This is a genomic window from Streptosporangium sp. LJ11 (assembly GCF_051918945.1).
Lineage (GTDB): Bacteria > Actinomycetota > Actinomycetes > Streptosporangiales > Streptosporangiaceae > Streptosporangium.
On record NZ_JBPXMB010000013.1, the window covers coordinates 23,301 to 39,467 of the forward strand.

14 protein-coding genes and 1 riboswitch are annotated in these 16,167 nt (G+C 71.0%); of the genes, 4 read left to right on the forward strand and 10 right to left on the reverse strand.

Translation table 11 applies throughout. The annotated features are described in order from the left end of the window. Window positions 1–80: 80 nt before the first annotated feature. The 3 genes from ACTOQ3_RS20030 (at window position 81) to ACTOQ3_RS20040 (ending at window position 2,540) form a co-directional block, all read left to right on the forward strand. On the forward strand, window positions 81–485 hold the full coding sequence (locus tag ACTOQ3_RS20030) for a hypothetical protein (protein ID WP_440084884.1): 405 nt from the start codon (window positions 81–83) through the stop codon (window positions 483–485). Window positions 486–643: 158 nt separating this feature from the next. Beyond that, the gene (locus ACTOQ3_RS20035; RefSeq protein ID WP_440066159.1) at window positions 644–1,438 is read left to right on the forward strand and encodes a serine/threonine-protein kinase; all 795 of its coding nucleotides are present in this window, start codon (window positions 644–646) and stop codon (window positions 1,436–1,438) included. 262 nt (window positions 1,439–1,700) lie between these two features. Beyond that, window positions 1,701–2,540, forward strand: a complete 840-nt coding sequence (locus tag ACTOQ3_RS20040; RefSeq protein WP_440084885.1) for a serine/threonine-protein kinase — start codon at window positions 1,701–1,703, stop codon at window positions 2,538–2,540. 358 nt (window positions 2,541–2,898) lie between these two features. Here the strand turns inward: ACTOQ3_RS20040 and ACTOQ3_RS20045 are convergent, their stop codons facing one another. The 10 genes from ACTOQ3_RS20045 to ACTOQ3_RS20090 form a co-directional block, all read right to left on the reverse strand. After that, the gene (locus ACTOQ3_RS20045; RefSeq protein ID WP_440084886.1) at window positions 2,899–4,221 is read right to left on the reverse strand and encodes a cobyrinate a,c-diamide synthase; all 1,323 of its coding nucleotides are present in this window, start codon (window positions 4,219–4,221) and stop codon (window positions 2,899–2,901) included. After that, window positions 4,215–4,817 (reverse strand): cob(I)yrinic acid a,c-diamide adenosyltransferase, encoded by a 603-nt coding sequence (gene cobO / locus ACTOQ3_RS20050; RefSeq protein WP_440085037.1) that lies wholly within the window; start codon window positions 4,815–4,817, stop codon window positions 4,215–4,217. The genes ACTOQ3_RS20045 and cobO overlap by 7 nt, the downstream gene beginning before the upstream one ends. A 114-nt stretch (window positions 4,818–4,931) precedes the next feature. Further along, complete coding sequence (locus tag ACTOQ3_RS20055) at window positions 4,932–7,187, reverse strand: magnesium chelatase subunit D family protein (RefSeq protein ID WP_440084887.1); 2,256 nt, start codon at window positions 7,185–7,187, stop codon at window positions 4,932–4,934. Continuing rightward, a complete protein-coding gene (locus ACTOQ3_RS20060) occupies window positions 7,184–7,747 on the reverse strand; it encodes a histidine phosphatase family protein (RefSeq protein WP_440084888.1) in 564 nt (187 codons plus the stop codon). Before ACTOQ3_RS20060 ends, ACTOQ3_RS20055 begins: the two co-directional genes overlap by 4 nt. Further along, complete coding sequence (locus ACTOQ3_RS20065) at window positions 7,744–8,481, reverse strand: CbtA family protein (RefSeq protein ID WP_440084889.1); 738 nt, start codon at window positions 8,479–8,481, stop codon at window positions 7,744–7,746. The genes ACTOQ3_RS20060 and ACTOQ3_RS20065 overlap by 4 nt, the downstream gene beginning before the upstream one ends. A gap of 7 nt (window positions 8,482–8,488) precedes the next feature. Next, window positions 8,489–8,683, reverse strand: a complete 195-nt coding sequence (locus tag ACTOQ3_RS20070; RefSeq protein ID WP_362686101.1) for a CbtB domain-containing protein — start codon at window positions 8,681–8,683, stop codon at window positions 8,489–8,491. Window positions 8,684–8,700: 17 nt separating this feature from the next. Beyond that, window positions 8,701–8,834: riboswitch (adenosylcobalamin (AdoCbl) riboswitch) on the reverse strand. Between the two features lie 124 nt (window positions 8,835–8,958). Further along, complete coding sequence (gene dop / locus ACTOQ3_RS20075) at window positions 8,959–10,476, reverse strand: depupylase/deamidase Dop (protein WP_436759783.1); 1,518 nt, start codon at window positions 10,474–10,476, stop codon at window positions 8,959–8,961. Between the two features lie 87 nt (window positions 10,477–10,563). Continuing rightward, window positions 10,564–11,721: an acyltransferase family protein gene (locus ACTOQ3_RS20080; RefSeq protein ID WP_440084890.1), complete on the reverse strand. Its 1,158-nt coding sequence runs from the start codon at window positions 11,719–11,721 to the stop codon at window positions 10,564–10,566. Between the two features lie 254 nt (window positions 11,722–11,975). Beyond that, complete coding sequence (gene arc, locus ACTOQ3_RS20085; RefSeq protein ID WP_440066145.1) at window positions 11,976–13,739, reverse strand: proteasome ATPase; 1,764 nt, start codon at window positions 13,737–13,739, stop codon at window positions 11,976–11,978. 205 nt (window positions 13,740–13,944) lie between these two features. Continuing rightward, on the reverse strand, window positions 13,945–14,823 hold the full coding sequence (locus ACTOQ3_RS20090) for a tRNA (adenine-N1)-methyltransferase (protein ID WP_440084891.1): 879 nt from the start codon (window positions 14,821–14,823) through the stop codon (window positions 13,945–13,947). Between the two features lie 225 nt (window positions 14,824–15,048). On the opposite strand from ACTOQ3_RS20090, the gene ACTOQ3_RS20095 reads away from it, so the two are divergent. Continuing rightward, on the forward strand, window positions 15,049–16,155 hold the full coding sequence (locus ACTOQ3_RS20095) for a GNAT family N-acetyltransferase (RefSeq protein ID WP_440084892.1): 1,107 nt from the start codon (window positions 15,049–15,051) through the stop codon (window positions 16,153–16,155). The last annotated feature ends 12 nt before the right edge of the window (window positions 16,156–16,167 follow it).

The window sequence follows — 16,167 nt, forward strand, 5'->3', positions numbered from 1 at the left end:
AGCGAATGCGCCCGCCCTTGACTGGATAGCACTCCTATCCAATAATTGGCTAGCTTCACTATCCAACGAGAGGTCCCCCCATGTCGCCGTCGTCGCTGAACACAGCGGGAATACTCCTCATCACCGTGCCCGCCGTGGCCTTCGGCGGGGTCTCCCTGCTCTCGCAGATCATGCGCGGAGTCCCCGGGTACCTGGACAATCCGGTGCGGCGCGGCCTGTGGCGGGCCGGGCACGCGCACGCGGGCGTCCTCGTGCTCTTCGCGCTCGTCGCGCTGCTCTACATCGATCAGGCCGACCTGTCCGGCGGCCTGAAGGACCTGTCCCGGGTCCTGATCGTGGCGGCGCCCATCCTGATGCCGCTGGGCTTCTTCCTGTCCGTGGTGCGCCCCTCCGACACGAAGCCGAACAGGTTGATCTGGCTGGTCCCGGCGGGAGGGGTGTCACTGGGCGCCGGCACGCTGCTGCTCGGCATCGGCCTCGTGTGAGCCTCCGCATGACCTGTGCGGTCTCGCACGTGCCCCGCGAGCCCGTACGCCCCCGTGTGAGCATCGTCACCCGGGGATCCGGGCAGGTCCGACACTCCTGGAGAGATAAGGAACGTTCCAGGTAGGCCTTCGGGGCTGGAAACTGCGATCATTGGGTGGTGAGCACCATCATCGCGCGCAGGTACAAGCTCGTCTCACGCGTCGGCCAGGGGGCGACCGGCGTCGTCTGGCGCGCTTACGACCTGCTTCTGGAGCGAGAGGTGGCCCTCAAGGAGATACTCCTGCCACCGGGGGCCGCCGCGGCCGAGCAGCGGCGGCGGGTGGTCAGGGAGGCGCGCATGGCGGCGCGGCTGAGCCACCGGGGCATCGTGACGGTGCACAACCTCACCGAGGAGGCCGAGCGCCTCTGGATCGTCATGGAGTTCCTGGAGGCGCTGACGCTGCACGACACGCTCGTGCAGGCGGGCCCGCTCCCGGTGGACCTGGTGGCGGCGATGGGATGCCGCCTGCTGGAGGCGTTGCGGCACGCGCACGACGGCGGGGTGATCCACCGCGACATCAAGCCCGCCAACATCATGCTGACCGGCGACCGGGTGGTGCTGGCCGACTTCGGCTTCGCCGCGCCGGAGGGCGCGGCGACGACCTCGACGCGGGGCACTCCGGCGTTCATCGCACCGGAGGCGCTGCAGGGCAGGGGCGGCACCCGCGAGGCGGACATGTGGTCGTTCGGCGCGACGCTGTACATGGCGGTGGAGGGCAGGACCCCGTTCCGTACGGTGAACTCGATGGCGGCACTGGTGGAGGCGCTGCGCGAGCCGCCACGCGCGCCGAAGCGGGCGGGCGCCCTGGAGCCGGTGCTGCGGGGGTTGCTGCGCAAGGATCCGCGGGCGCGGCTGAGTGCCGAACGGACGTCGAAGATGCTGGAGGACGTGCGCTGCTTCAGCGCGGCCTGAGAACGTTCACGAGCGTTTCCGAAACGCCTTCGCCGACCTCCGGGCCATTTTTCTGATCCCCCGATCAGGATTTACGGACATGGAACAAAAGTCCGTCATAGCCATGCGTCTGAATCGTTACCGAGAATCACCGTAGGTAATCACATAGTGCACTGTTCCAGGTGAAAATATGAATCAGCTGAGGGCCCCGGCTTCTATGTGCAGCAGGTGATTCATGGGAACAGATGCAGGAAAGGCACGCTTACTAGGTGATCGTTATCACTTGGCCTCGCCGATCGGGCAGGACGGCCTGGGCACGGTGTGGCGGGCCCACGATTCCCTGCTCGGGCGGAACGTGGCGATCAAGGAGATCCAGCCCCGGTTCGGCGAGGACGGGGCGGACATGCGCGAGGCGCGACGACGGGCGCTGCGCGAGGCGCGCTCGGCCGGGAGGCTGAACCACCCGGCGGTGATCTCCGTGCACGACCTGATCGAGGAGGACGGGCGGCTCTGGATCGTCATGGAGCTGCTGGAGGCCCTCACGCTCAAGGAGACCGTACGGCACCTGGGCCACCTGCCGATCCACTGGGTGGCGTGGATCGGCTTCCAGCTGCTGGGCGGGCTGCGCCACGCGCACGGGGCGGGCGTCCTGCACCGGGACATCAACCCGCGCAACATCCTGCTGACCGGTGATCGGGTGGTGCTGGCCGACTTCGGCATCGCGGCGCTGCACGGCGACCCGGACACTTCCACGACCGTGCCGCTCGTCCACGTTCCCACCTTCGTCGCGCCGGAGCGGCTGCGGGGCGGGCCACCGACCCCTGCGGGCGATCTGTGGTCGTTCGGGGCGAGCCTGTACTTCGCGGTGGAGGGCCGGCCGCCGCGTCCCCTGTCCCGTACGCCGGCGCCGCGCGAACCGGGGGGCGCCGGGCACCAGGGGCCGGTGGCGCGGGCGGGGGTGCTGTGGCCCGTCCTGGAGGGGCTGCTCCGGCGCGACCCGGCGGCCCGCATCAGCATGGGGCAGGCGGGTCGCATGCTGTCGGCGATCCTCCATACGGAGGGGGTGGCCCTGGCCCCGCCACGGCTGCCCGCGGCCCGGCTGCCGCCGGACGCCTTCCCCTAAGACCTGGCCCTCTAAGACCTGGCCCTCTAAGACCTGGCGGGACCGCGCGCGGCCTTTAGACGGGCATTCGGGACGGGGACGGCCGTCTTCCTCCTTTCTCCCGCCACGTGGGCCCGCCTCCCGCACGAGCGGGATGTCCCGCGACGGCCAGGCCGGACGCGTTTTCCGGCCGGGCAGAATTGATCAGAACGGAGTTCGAAAAACCGCGAAAAGGCCAGGCGCCGACATCCCCGGCTTTCAACACATTCCAAATCCTCGCCAATCATCACAAATTAGCCCGAACCAGCCTCGGGCCGTTTCCGGCTACTTCGGACCGGCTCGGGCCGGGCCGGTTCTGGGCGGTCGGGGCCGGGAGAGCTCAGACGACCGGGACGCGGCGGCTGGCCTCGACGAACCTGGAGGCCAGCCGGGGACTGCCGGCCCAGTGCAGGTGCAGGTAGGAGGCGGTGATCCGGCCGTCGGCGAACCCGTCGGCGCCGCCACGCCAGCGGAACAGCGGCCGGTCGGGGGCGGGCTCGACCGCGGTGCGGTGGAACTCGTGACCTCGGTAGCGCTCCCCGTCCCTGGTGAGCGGCGAGTCACGGACGGCCACCGCGTCCCGGTAGCCGAGGGTGAGGGTGCCGGTCATCCTGGCCTCGACGTCGAGGACCCCGCACATCGGCCTGCCGTCCAGCCTCCTGGCGAGATACAGCAGGCCCGCGCACTCGGCCGAGATCGGCCCGTCGAACGCGGCGACCTGATCGCGCAACGGCTCGTTGGCCGACAGCTCGGCCGCGTAGACCTCGGGGAAACCGCCTCCGATGACGATCCCGCGAGCCCCCTCGGGGAGGGCCTCGTCGACGAGCGGGTCGAAGGGGACGACCTCGGCGCCCGCCGCCGCCAGCAGCTCCGCCTGCTCGGTGTAGCCGAAGGTGAAGGCCTGCCCTCCGGCGACCGCGATCCTCGTCACGGGAGCGGCGGGCGGCCCCGGGCTCCACGGGACGGCGGTCAGCGGCGGCGCGGTACGGGCCAGGCGCAGGAGTTCCTCCAGGTCGCAGGAGGCGGCGACCAGGTCCGCGACGGCGTCCATCGCCCTGACGGCCTGGGTGCGGCGCTCGGCCGCGGGCACCAGGCCCAGGTGCCTGGAGGGGGTGGCGACGGCGTCGCTGCGGCGGATCGCGCCGAGCACCGGGACACCGCTCTCGGCGAGCGCCTCGCGGCAGACGGCCTCGTGCCGCTCGGAGCCGATCCGGTTGAGGATCACCCCGCCGAGCCTGATCCGGGTGTCGTAGGAGGCGAACCCGTGCACCAGCGCCGCCACGGAGCGGCTCTGCCTGGCCGCGTCCACGACCAGGACCACCGGGGCGCCGAGCAGCCTGGCGACGTGCGCGGTGGAGGCGAACTCGGTGGAGCCCGCGCCGTCGTACAGGCCCATCACCCCCTCCACGACCGCGATGTCCGCCCCGGCCGCGCCGTGCAGGAACAGCGGGGCGACGAGTTCCTCCCCCACCAGCCAGGGGTCGAGGTTGCGCCCGGGGCGGCCGGTGGCCATGGCGTGGTAGCTGGGGTCGATGTAGTCGGGCCCGACCTTGTGCGGGGAGACCGCCATGCCCCGGCGGGCGAGGGCGGCCATCAGACCGGTCGCCACGGTCGTCTTGCCCGCTCCGGAGGCGGGAGCCGCGATGACCAGCCGGGCTACCATTCGATGCCCTTCTGGCCCTTCTGCCCGGCGTCCATGGGGTGTTTGATCTTGCCCATCTCGGTGACGAGATCGGCGGTGTCGAGCAGCCGGGGATCGGCGTCACGGCCGGTGACGACGACGTGCTGGCCTCCGGGGCGACCGCGCAGGGTGTCGACCACCTCGTCGACGTCGATCCAGCCCCACTTCATCGGGTACGTGAACTCGTCGAGCACGTACAGCCGGAACGTCTCGGCGGCGAGGTCGCGCTTGATCTGCTCCCAGCCCTCGCGGGCGTCGGCGGCGTGGTCCTCCTCGCTGCCGGGGCGCTGGATCCAGGACCAGCCCTCGCCCATCTTGTGCCAGGAGACCGGCCCGCCCTCACCGGAGTCGCCGAGCACCCGCAGCGCCCGCTCCTCGCCGATGCGCCACTTGGCGGACTTCACGAACTGGAAGACCCCGATCGGCCAGCCCTGGTTCCAGGCGCGCAGGGCCAGGCCGAAGGCGGCGGTGGACTTGCCCTTGCCCGGTCCCGTGTGGACGATCAGCAGCGGCCGGGTGCGGCGCTGCCTGGTGGTCAGGCCGTCCTCGGGCACGCTGACGGGTTTGCCCTGCGGCATCGTCGCCCTCCTTTTCACTGTCATGCGGCTCACTGTCATGCGGCGCGGCGTCCTCGCCGGCCGTTCACCCTCACGCGGCGCGGTGCCCTCACCGTCCTCGCCGGCTCCTCGCGGTCACGCGGCGCCGCGCCGCTCGCGGACCATCCCTGCCAGGTCGGTGAGGTCGTCGAGGCGTACGGTCTCCGCGCCCATCCGCGCCGCCAGCGAGGCGGCGAGGCCGAGGCGCACGTGGCCGCTTTCGCAGTCGACCACCACCCCCGCCACCCCGGCCAGCAGTCCCGCCGCGCGGTGGGACTCCTCGACGGTGCCCGAGGTGACCCGCCCGTCGGTGACCAGGACCACCAGCGGGCGCCTGGACGGGTCGCGCAGACGCTCGACCCGCAGCACCTCGGCGGCCCGCAGCAGACCGGCGGCCAGCGGGGTCCGCCCCCCGGTGGGGAGCTCGCGCAGCCGGGCCGCGCCGGCCTCGACGGAGGAGGTCGGCGGCAGGACCAGGTCGGCGCGGGCGCCGCGGAAGGTGACGAGCCCCACCTTGTCGCGGCGCTGGTAGGCGTCGAGGAGCAGGCCGAGCACCGCTGTCTTGACCGCCCGCATGCGCTGCCTGGCGGCCATGGAACCGCTCGCGTCCACCACGAACAGCACTAGGTTGCCCTCACGGCCCTCGCGGACCGCCTCCCTGAGGTCGCCGCGCCGCAGCAGCAGGCCCGGCCCGCTCCTGCCCCGCGCGACCTGGTGCGGGGCGGCGGCGCCGACGGTGGCCCGCAGGTGGAGGGAGCCGGTGTGGCCCTCGGGGACCCGGGCCCCCGTGGTACGGCCCAGGGGTGTCCTGGCGCGCGACCGGCGCCCCGGGGCTCCGGAGCCGACCCCGGGGACGGTGAACAACCTGGTCCTGCCCCCGGGCTCGGCGTCGAAGGTCCGCTCGCGGGCCGGTGCTCCCCCGGCGGTCTCCGGCGGTTCACCGGGATCCGCGGCGGGGGCGGGCTCCCGCGTCCCGGGGCCGGGACCGCCCGGGACGTCCGGGACCGCGGGCCGGGAGGCCTCCCTGTCGTCGCGGCCGCCGGGAACGCCCGGGTCACCCGAGTCGCCCACCTCGTCCGGGGTGGCGTCCCCGGCCTCGGGGCCGCCGTCGGGCGCGGGCCCGTCCGGATCGGTGCCCCCGGGGCCGCCGGAGTCGTCCGGGCCCTCGGGGTCGCCGGGGTCGCCGGGGTCGTCGGGGATCTGGTCCAGGAGATCCTGGAGCCTGGACTCGTCCAGGCCCGGCGCGTCGAAGGGGTCGCGGCGGCGGCGGTGCGGGAGCGCGAGCCTGGCCGCCTCCCGTACGTCGTCGGCGGTGACGGAGGTGCGGCCCTGCCAGGCGGCGTGCGCGATCGCCGCACCGGCGGTGACCAGGTCGGCCCGGAGCCCGTCCACCTCGAACCCCGCGCAGACGGTGGCGATCCTGAGCAGTGCCGCGTCCGGCAGGACGACCTGGGGAACCCTGGCACGAGCCTCGGCGATGCGCGCGGCCAGTGCCCGCTCCTCGCCCGCCCAGGCGGCGGCGAAGGCGTCGGGATCGGCCTCGAAGGCCAGGCGGCGCCGGACCACGTCCACCCGCTGGGACGGTTCCCGCGAGGCCCGGACCTCCACGGTCAGCCCGAAGCGGTCGAGCAGCTGCGGGCGCAGTTCCCCCTCCTCGGGGTTCATCGTCCCGACCAGCAGGAACCGGGCGGCGTGCCGTACCGACACCCCCTCGCGCTCGACGTAGCAGGTGCCGAGGGCGGCGGCGTCGAGCAGCAGGTCCACCAGGTGGTCGTGCAGGAGGTTGACCTCGTCGACGTACAGGACGCCCCGGTGGGCGCTCGCCAGGAGGCCGGGTTCGAAGGTTTTCACGCCCTCGGTGAGGGCTCGCTCGATGTCGAGGGAGCCGACGAGGCGGTCCTCGGAGGCGCCGACGGGCAGTTCGACGAGGCGGGCGGGCCGCGCTCCACCGGGCCGCACGGTGCCGGACCGGGCTCCGCCGGACCGGGTTCCGCCGGGCTGAACGGTGGCGGGCGGGGTGGGCCGGTCGCCCGGTTCGGTACGGCCATCGTGCGGCCCGTCCGGGCAGCCGGGGTCGGGGGCGGCGGGGTCGCAGGAGAAGCGGCAGCCGGTCACCACCTCGACGGGCGGCAGGAGCGCGGCCAGCGCCCGCACGACCGTGGACTTGGCGGTGCCCTTCTCCCCCCTGACCAGCACTCCCCCGACGCGGGGGGAGACCGCGTTGAGGATCAGCGCGAGTTTCAGGTCCTCCAGCCCCACGATCGCGGTGAAGGGATAGCGGGAGTCACGCACCTTCGGGTTCTCCTGTCCGTCTCGTCGAATCAAAGGGTCGCCGGGCGCTCTGACCGTCATGGGAGGTAGCTGAGCCGCCAGCGCCCGCCGCGCCCGGTGAGCGTCACGCGGGCCAGCGGCGCGACGTCGACGCGCCAGAAGGCCTGGGCGGGGGCGCCGAGGGCGTGGACGACCGCGGCGCGGATGACCGCCGGGTGGGTGACCGCGACGGCCCTGCCGGGGGCGCGGACGGCGAGCCAGCCGGACACCCTGGCCAGGAGCGCGGTGACCGGCTCCCCGCCGTGCGGCGCCGCGCCGGGGTCGCCGAGCCAGGAGGCGAGCGCCTCGGGTTCCGCGGCCTCGACCTCGCCGAGCGTCATCCCGCTCCAGCGGCCGTAGTCGCAGTCGGCCAGCAGCGGGTCGTGCTCGGCCCGCAGGCCGAGCGCCGCCGCCGTCTGGACGCAGCGCAGTTCGGCGGGGCAGGCCGCGGGACCCGGGCCGAGGTCCCGCGCCATCCCCTCGGCCCGGCGCAGGCCGCGTTCGTCGAGTGGTTCGTCACCCGGGAACGCGGCCCGTACCGTCGCCGAGGTGGAGGCGTGGCAGACCAGGAGCAGGCGGGTGACCCCCGAGGGGGTCGTCACACCGGGCCGCGCCTGCGGGCGGCGAAGGCGAACAGCGCGCCGACGCCGGCCCAGAAGACCACCTGGGTCCCCATGGAGGCGACCCGGAAGTCCCACAGGAGGTCGGCGGGGAAGCCCCGGGGCACCTCCGAGATCTTCGGCATGAGGATCCAGGCCGCGACGACGGGGACCAGGAAGGTGGCACCCGCCGACAGCCAGCGCACCCACGGTTCGCTCCGCGAGGCGTAGCGGTGGGCGGCGGTGCCGGCGGCGACCGCGAGGATCCCGATGACCACCGCGACCAGGTAGAGCACGGTGCGCCGGCCGATGGTCTCCGGGTCACCGACGGCCGGCGGGTTGGCGGGATATTTCATGAACGGGATGAGGACGATGGCGATGAACGCCGCGGCTGCGAGGGTGACCGCGAGCACCGGCTCCGATCGGGGTCCCGCCCGGCCGCGTACGGCCGCGTAGACGAGGGAGAACAGGCCCCCGACCGCCAGGCCGTACAGGCCGAGGGCGAGGAAGAGCCCGAAGCGCTGCCCGCCCCTGCTGACCAGGGCCTCCTCGTCGTGGGAGTGGGCCGCTGCCCCGGTGTCGTCGTGTGATCCGGCCGGGGAGGCGGCCGCGGCCGCCTCCTCCAGCGCGATGGCCTGGTCGATGCGCGGTTCGCCGACGGTGTAGGCGAAGACGGCCGCGAGCAGCCCTGCGAGCAGTCCGACGACGAGGCCCCGGACGATGAGTTTGGTGATCACCTGTGGCTCAGTGGCACGGCACGCCGAGCAGGTGACGCCCGTCGTGCATGAGTTCGTGCAGGTAGTTCCCCGCCTGTGAGATCGCTCCCTGGTCGAAGGTGACCAGGTAGGCGAGGAGCAGCAGCACCGGTACGGCGAGCAGCCAGCGGGTGAGCGAGGGCCATGGGATGGGCTGGGTGTGCGGTGCCGAGATCTGGCTCACGGCCACCTCCTCCGGGATTGACGCGTCCCTTTTCGTAGGTCGGTGGCGGCCGAGTGTGACCTGGCTTCCGGCTTCTGAGAGCCGGTTACAGTGGCGCGACCGCACCGGAGTTTCACCGGATTTCCCTCGCACCGCCACAAAACACCCGGAACGTATCCCGGTTCTCCGTCCCCCGTCAATCCGGGTGTCCGGTTTGACGGGCTCGGGCCGTCACGGGGTCCGGGCATGACGAGGGGGGAGGTGGCCAGGCCTGGCCACCTCCCCCCTCGCGGGAGTCACTGTTCGCCGGTCAGCGCCGTCACCAGCTCCGCGGCGGTACGGCAGCGGTCGAACAGCTCGCCCACGTGGGCCTTGGTGCCGCGCAGCGGCTCAAGGGTGGGGACGCGCTGCAGCGACTCACGGCCGGGGATGTCGAAGATGACCGAGTCCCAGGAGGCCGCGGCCACCGACTCGCTGTACTGGCTCAGGCAGCGGCCGCGGAAGTAGGCCCGGGTGTCGTTGGGCGGCACCTCGATGGCCCGCTGGACCTCTTCCTCGGTGACCAGGCGCTGCATGCGGCCCCGGGCGACCAGCCGGTTGTAGAGCCCCCGGTCGGGGCGGATGTCGGAGTACTGGAGGTCGACGAGCTGCAGGCGCGGGTGCGACCAGGGAAGGCCGTCACGGGTGCGGTAGCCCTCCAGGAGCTCCAGCTTGGCCACCCAGTCGAGCTCCCTGGACAGCTGCATCGGGTCCTCCGCCAGGCGGGTGAGGACCGACTCCCAGCGCTCCAGGATGTCCTTGGTGGGCTCGTCCAGGCCGTTGGCGCTGCGCTCCTCGGCGTACTTGCGGGCGAGCTCCAGGTATTCCATCTGCAACTGCACCGCGGTCAGCTTGCGGCCGTCGCGCATGGAGATCTCGTACTTGAGCGTGGGGTCGTGCGAGACCGCGCGCAGGGCCTGGACGGGGTTGTCCACGGCCAGGTCGCGGGTGAAGTAGTTGTCCTCGATCATGGCCAGGACGAGCGCGGTCGACCCCAGCTTCAGGTAGGTCGAGATCTCCGACATGTTGGCGTCGCCGATGATGACGTGCAGGCGGCGGTATTTCTCCGGGTCGGCGTGGGGCTCGTCCCGGGTGTTGATGATCGGCCGCTTGAGCGTCGTCTCCAGGCCCACCTCGACCTCGAAGAAGTCGGCCCGCTGGCTGATCTGGAAGCCCTCGCCCCGGGAGTCCTGGCCGATGCCGACCTTGCCCGCGCCGGTGACGACCTGCCGGGAGACGAAGAACGGCGTCAGGTGCCTGACGATGTCGGCGAACGAGGTGGCCCGGCGCATGAGGTAGTTCTCATGGCAGCCGTAGGAGGCGCCCTTGTTGTCGGTGTTGTTCTTGTAGAGCTGGATCGGGGCGTTGGCCGGCATCGCCGAGGCGCGGACCGCCGCGTCGTGCATCACCCGCTCGCCCGCCTTGTCCCAGATCACCGCCGCCCTGGGATTGGTGCACTCGGGCGTGGAGTATTCGGGGTGGGCGTGGTCGACGTACAGCCGGGCCCCGTTGGTGAGGATCACGTTCGCCAGGCCGAGGTCCTCGTCGGTCAGCTGGCTCTGGTCGGCCACCTCCCGCGCGAGGTCGAACCCCCGTGCGTCCCGCAGCGGGTTCTCCTCCTCGAAGTCCCATCGCGCGCGCCGAGCCCTCGCGGCCGAGGCCGCCAGATAGGCGTTCACGACCTGAGAGGAGGTCACCATCGCGTTGGCCCCCGGCTGTCCGGGCACGGAGATGCCGTACTCGGTCTCGATGCCCATCACCCGCCGTACCGTCATGCGCACCCTCTGTTCGTCAGGGACTGATTCTCTCCGTGGTATCTATTCCCGACCCTAGACCCTTCACTATGCCCGGTGGTCGGACAGTTATGGCACCGAAGCCTTTTCGCCCGTTGCGAGGGGGATCGAGGAGAGCGCGGGGAGCTGTGACGGGGACGGGGATGCGGCCCTTCTCCGCCTCCTGGACTTGACGAACTCCTGAAGCGGGCGCTCGGCCAACCGGTACACCAGGTAGGAGAACGCCATCGCGGCCAGCACGGTGACCAGCGCGGTCAGCGGGGGCGGCAGCACGTCCCGCAGGGCGGGGACGATCAGGACCGCGGCCGGGGTGTGGAACAGGTAGAGCGGGTAGGTGAGCGCGCCCAGGACGACCAGGCCGCGCCAGCGCAGCCACCCCAGCCAGCCGAGCGCCACCATCGCCATGAGCACGTAGAAGCCGATCACGGTGGCGACCACGGCCCACTCGGGCACGGGCATCGCGGCGTAGCCGACGTTCTCGATCCGCCCGGCCACCCGGTCGATCGCCGCGTTCACCGCCAGGCCGCCGCTGATCCCGGCGAGGCACCACAGGACGAGCCTGGGGCCGAACTTCGTCATCAGGAAGAACGCCATGCCGCCGACGAAGTACGCCGCGTACTTGGGCATGACCACCAGGTCCACCCAGGCCTCCTCGCTCCCGGCGAAGAACCCGGCCGCCAGCAGCCAGACGCCCATGAAGGCCAGGCAGCGGTTGAGCGTCACCCCGGCGATCACCAGGATCGAGATCAGCACGTAGAAGCGGAGCTCCACCCACAACGACCAGTAGACGCCGTTGGCGTCGTAGACGCCGAGGGCCCGCTGGAGCATCGTGAGGTTGATCCCGTACTCGCCGAGGCTGAGCTTGGGGTCCAGGGCCGTGGCGGCGGTCAGCCCGTAGACCGCGGCGGTGACGGCCACGCTGACCCAGTAGGCGGGAAAGAGCCGCACCAGCCGGGAGAGGGCGAACGCCCCCAGGCCCCGCCCCCAGATGCTCATCAGGATCACGAAGCCGCTGATCATGAAGAACAGCTCGACGCCGAGGATGCCGAGCCCGGAGATGGTGGAGATCGCCGGGAACAGCTCGGCCGGGCGGTCGCCCCACACCGAGGCGAAGGCGATGAAGTAGTGGAAGGCGAGCACCGCCATGGCGGCGAGGAAGCGCAGGAGGTCGAGCTCGGCGAGGCGGCCGCCTCCCCGAGGCGCCTCGCGGGGGCCCGCGCCGTTCACCGGGCGGCCGGGCCGGAATGTTCACGCACGCCACTTGGACGGCGTCTCGATCATTCGGGTTCCCCGTGACGGCCGTCTATTTCCGTTCCCTTCAGGGACGGGTGTGAAAGGAGATACGGACTCGCAAGGACGAAAATGGATAAAACCGGACAAAGTTTATCAACTGCCGAACGCCCGCGCCATCGACGAGGGTTTTCGGGAAGACGCCGGCGGCGCGGCCCCCGGGAGGGGGCCGCGCCGCCGGTCACACGTGGTTACAGGTACTGACCGGTGTTGGCCACCGTGTCGATGGAGCGCCCGGCCTCGGTGCCCTGCTTGCCCGTCACGAGGGTGCGGATGTAGACGATCCGCTCGCCCTTCTTGCCGGAGATGCGGGCCCAGTCGTCGGGGTTGGTGGTGTTGGGCAGGTCCTCGTTCTCGGAGAACTCGTCCACGCAGGCCGCCAGAAGGTGCTGGATCCGCAGGCCCTTCTGCCCGGTCTCCAGGAACTGCTTGATCGCCATCTTCTTGCCGCGGTCGACGATGTTCTGGATCATCGCGCCGGAGTTGAAGTCCTTGAAGTACAGGACCTCCTTGTCGCCGTTGGCGTAGGTCACCTCGAGGAAGCGGTTCTCCTCGCTCTCGGTGTACATCCGCTCGACGACCCGCTGGATCATGCCGGAGATGGTCTCCTGGCGGTTGGCGCCGTGCTCGGAGAGGTCCTCGTCGTGCAGCGGGAGCTCGGGGATGAGGTACTTGGAGAAGATGTCCTTGGCCGCCTCGGCGTCCGGCCGCTCGATCTTGATCTTGACGTCCAGGCGGCCGGGCCGCAGGATCGCCGGGTCGATCATGTCCTCGCGGTTGGAGGCGCCGATCACGATGACGTTCTCCAGGCCCTCGACGCCGTCGATCTCCGACAGGAGCTGGGGAACGATGGTGTTCTCGACGTCGGAGGAGACGCCCGAGCCTCGGGTCCGGAAGATCGAGTCCATCTCGTCGAAGAACACGATCACCGGGGTGCCCTCGGAGGCCTTCTCACGAGCCCGCTGGAAGACCAGGCGGATGTGCCGCTCGGTCTCGCCGACGTACTTGTTGAGAAGCTCGGGACCCTTGATGTTGAGGAAGAAGCTCTTGCCGGACTGGCCGGTCTTCTCCGCGACCTGCTTGGCCAGGGAGTTGGCGACGGCCTTGGCGATGAGCGTCTTGCCGCAGCCGGGCGGCCCGTAGAGCAGGACGCCCTTGGGCGGGCGGAGCTTGTGCTCGCGGAAGAGGTCGGCGTGCAGGTACGGGAGCTCGATGGCGTCCCGGATCTGCTCGATCTGCCGCATGAGCCCGCCGATCTCCTCGTAGGAGATGTCGGGCACCTCCTCCAGGACGAGCTCCTCGACCTCGGACTTGGGGATGCGCTCGTAGACGTAGCCCGAGCGGGGTTCGAGCAGCAGGGAGTCGCCCGCCCGGATCGGCTGGTCCATCAGCGACTCGGCGAGTTTCACCACCCGCTCCTCGTCCGCGTGCGAGATCACCAGCGCGCGCTGACCGTCCTCGAGGAGCTCCTTGAGCATCACGATCTCGCCCAGGTCCTCGAAGCCGAGGGCCTCGACCACGTTGAGCGCCTCGTTGAGCATGACCTCCTGGCCACGCTTCAACGACTCGACGTCCACCGCGGGACTCACGTTCACCCTGAGTTTGCGGCCGCCGGTGAAGACCTCCACCGTGCCGTCTTCCCTGGTTTCGAGGAACACACCGAACCCGGACGGCGGTTGCGCCAGCCGGTCTACCTCCTCCTTCAAGGCGACGATCTGGTCCCTGGCCTCCTTGAGGGTGGCCACCAGACGCTCGTTCTGGCCGGTTACGGCCGCGAGGTTCGCCTGCACGTCATGGAGACGCTCTTCGAGAATCCTGGCCTGCCGGGGAGACTCCGTCAGCTTCCGACGCAACGCGGTGATCTCCTCCTGCAGGAAGGAGACCTGTGTTGTGAGGTCGGCGACCTCCCGTTCGCGCTGCGCGGCACGAGCCTCAGCGTCGTCGCGAGCTGCCACGGCGTCACCTCCTTCCCAGTCGAGACCGACTACTCAAAACCCTACCCATCTAAGGGCTGTCCCTTACCTGGCTGAGCAGTGTTCATATGACTACATTAAGTGCGTGATGATTAATCCTTTTTGGCGCTTTTAGTCCTAGAAGTATAAGAACACGAAGGTCTGCTTCCGTGTCACGCTCTCACGGACCGTCGTGGCCGAATCGTCATCATGTGGCGGAAGACGTGGAAGTCGCGGACTCCTCGCCATTGGCCCCCTTCGCCGGACGTCTACGTCGAGGTGGTGGCGTCACCCCGTCAGCCATGCGACGGGCCGTGACCAGGAACCCGGTGTGGCCGACCATCCTGTGGTCGGGCCGTACGGCGAGTCCCTCGACATGCCAGTCACGAACCAGGGTCTCCCACGCATGGGGCTCGGTGAAACTCCCGTGCTCCCGCAGAGTTTCGACCGTACGCGAGAGCTGGGTTGTGGTCGCCACATAACAGCAGATCACACCGCCGGGGGTGAGAGCGCGGGCCGCGGCGTCCACACATTCCCAGGGGGCGAGCATGTCCAGGATGATCCGGTCGACGTCGCTCTCGTCGAGATCGTCGACGAAGTCGCCGACCACCAGGCGCCACTGCTTCATCGGGCCGCCGTAGAACTTCTCCACGTTCTTGGTGGCGATCTCGGCGAAGTCCTGGCGCCGCTCGTACGAGGTGAGGGTGCCCTCGGAGCCGATGGCGCGCAGCAGGAAGCAGGTGAGCGCGCCGGAGCCGACGCCCGCCTCCACCACCCGGGCGCCGGGGAAGATGTCGGCCATGGCCACGATCTGGGCCGAGTCCTTGGGATAGATCACCGCCGCGCCGCGCGGCATGGACAGCGTGTAGTCCTGGAGGAGGTGCCTGAACGCCAGATACTGGGTGCCGCCGGACGAGCGCACCACCGAGCCCTCGGGCTGGCCGATCAGCTCACTGTGCGGGATTCCGCCCTTGTGCGTGTGGAACACGCCGTCTTCCTTCAGCGTCACCGTGTGGCGCTTGTTCTTGGGGTCGGTGAGCTGCACCTGATCCCCGGCCTGAAACGGCCCATGCCTGCGAAAACCCATGACCGCAAGGTTATCGGCGCGCGGCGGTGCCCTCGGACGGCCGGGGACGCTCCTGACCCGGTCGCGCGGGGAAAACGGGGGAAGCGGGAGCGGAATCCCGCCGGACGGGGACGGGACGGCGGAGGGGGCCGGGAGCGGGGGCCGAGCGGAGGTGATTCACAAATCGCCACAAAATGCTGCAAAACGATTCGCCCTCCCAGGACGGCACCTGGTAGCTGTTGTGGTGTGTTCTCCCATGACGTGATTCCGGCCGGCCCCGTCGTCCTGAGGCCGCTCGCCCCCTCCGACGCCGAGGCGATCGTCCGCGCCTGCGCCGACCCGGAGATCATCCGGTTCATCCCTCCCATCCCCGTGCCGTACACCCGGGACGACGCGCTCCGGTACCTGGAACAGACCCGGCAGGAGTGGCAGGCCGGAGGGGCCCCGTTCGCGATCGCGGACGCGGGGACGGACGAGTGGCTGGGCAACATCGGCCTCATGGCCCGTCCCCGTGGTACCACCGAGATCGGCTACCTGGTCGCGCCGTGGGCGCGGGGCCGCGGGGTGGCCACGGACGCCACCGCCGCGCTGACCCGCTGGGGGCTCGAGCACGGCGCGAAGCGCGTCGAACTGCTCGCCAACGTGGAGAACCTGGCCAGCCAGCGGGTCGCCCTGGCCGCCGGTTTCCGGCGCGAGGGCGTACGGCGCGGGGCCGAGGAGCAGCGGGACGGCACCCGCCACGACCTGGTGGCCTTCGCGCGCCTGCCCGGCGACTCCGGCGAGCGCGTGACGCCCCTCCTGCCGGAGTTTCCCGGTGGCTCGCTGACCGACGGGGTCGTCCGGCTCAGGCGGCTCACCCTCGCCGACACCGCCGACTACCTGGCGCTGCGGAACCTGCCCGACGTCACGAGGTACTGCGTCCCGCCCGAGCCCTCCACCTTCGAGGAGGCCGAGGAGCGGTGCCGCACCGCGGGCGCGAACTGGCTGGCCGGTACGGGGGCCGAGATCGCGATCCTGGACGCCGCGACCGGCGCGTTCGCCGGGGAGATCCAGCTCAGCGGGGTGACCCCTCCACTGGGGCAGGCCATGGTGGGCTACAGCATGCTGCCGGAGTTCCGCGGCAGGGGCTTCGCCGCCAGGGCGGTGGACCTGCTGGCCGGCTGGGTCTTCGAGCACACTCCCCTGGCCCGGATCATCGCGGGCACCTCGCCCGGCAACATCGCCTCGCAGCGCGTGCTGGAGCGGGCGGGCTTCACCCGGGAGGCCCTGCTGCGCGGGCTGCTGCCCGGCCCCGACGGCACGCGCCTGGACGACCTGCAGTGGTGCCGCCTGCGGAGCGACGCCCGGCGCTAGCCGTACACCGCC

Bases quoted from the DNA above. Each gene is read 5' to 3' on its own strand.
- ACTOQ3_RS20030 (WP_440084884.1), top strand. From the start codon at position 81: ATGTCGCCGTCGTCGCTGAACACAGCGGGAATACTCCTCATCACCGTG.
- ACTOQ3_RS20045 (WP_440084886.1), bottom strand. From the start codon at position 4,221: ATGGTAGCCCGGCTGGTCATCGCGGCTCCCGCCTCCGGAGCGGGCAAG.
- cobO (WP_440085037.1), bottom strand. From the start codon at position 4,817: ATGCCGCAGGGCAAACCCGTCAGCGTGCCCGAGGACGGCCTGACCACC.
- ACTOQ3_RS20055 (WP_440084887.1), bottom strand. From the start codon at position 7,187: ATGACGGTCAGAGCGCCCGGCGACCCTTTGATTCGACGAGACGGACAG.
- dop (WP_436759783.1), bottom strand. From the start codon at position 10,476: ATGACGGTACGGCGGGTGATGGGCATCGAGACCGAGTACGGCATCTCC.
- ACTOQ3_RS20090 (WP_440084891.1), bottom strand. From the start codon at position 14,823: ATGGGTTTTCGCAGGCATGGGCCGTTTCAGGCCGGGGATCAGGTGCAG.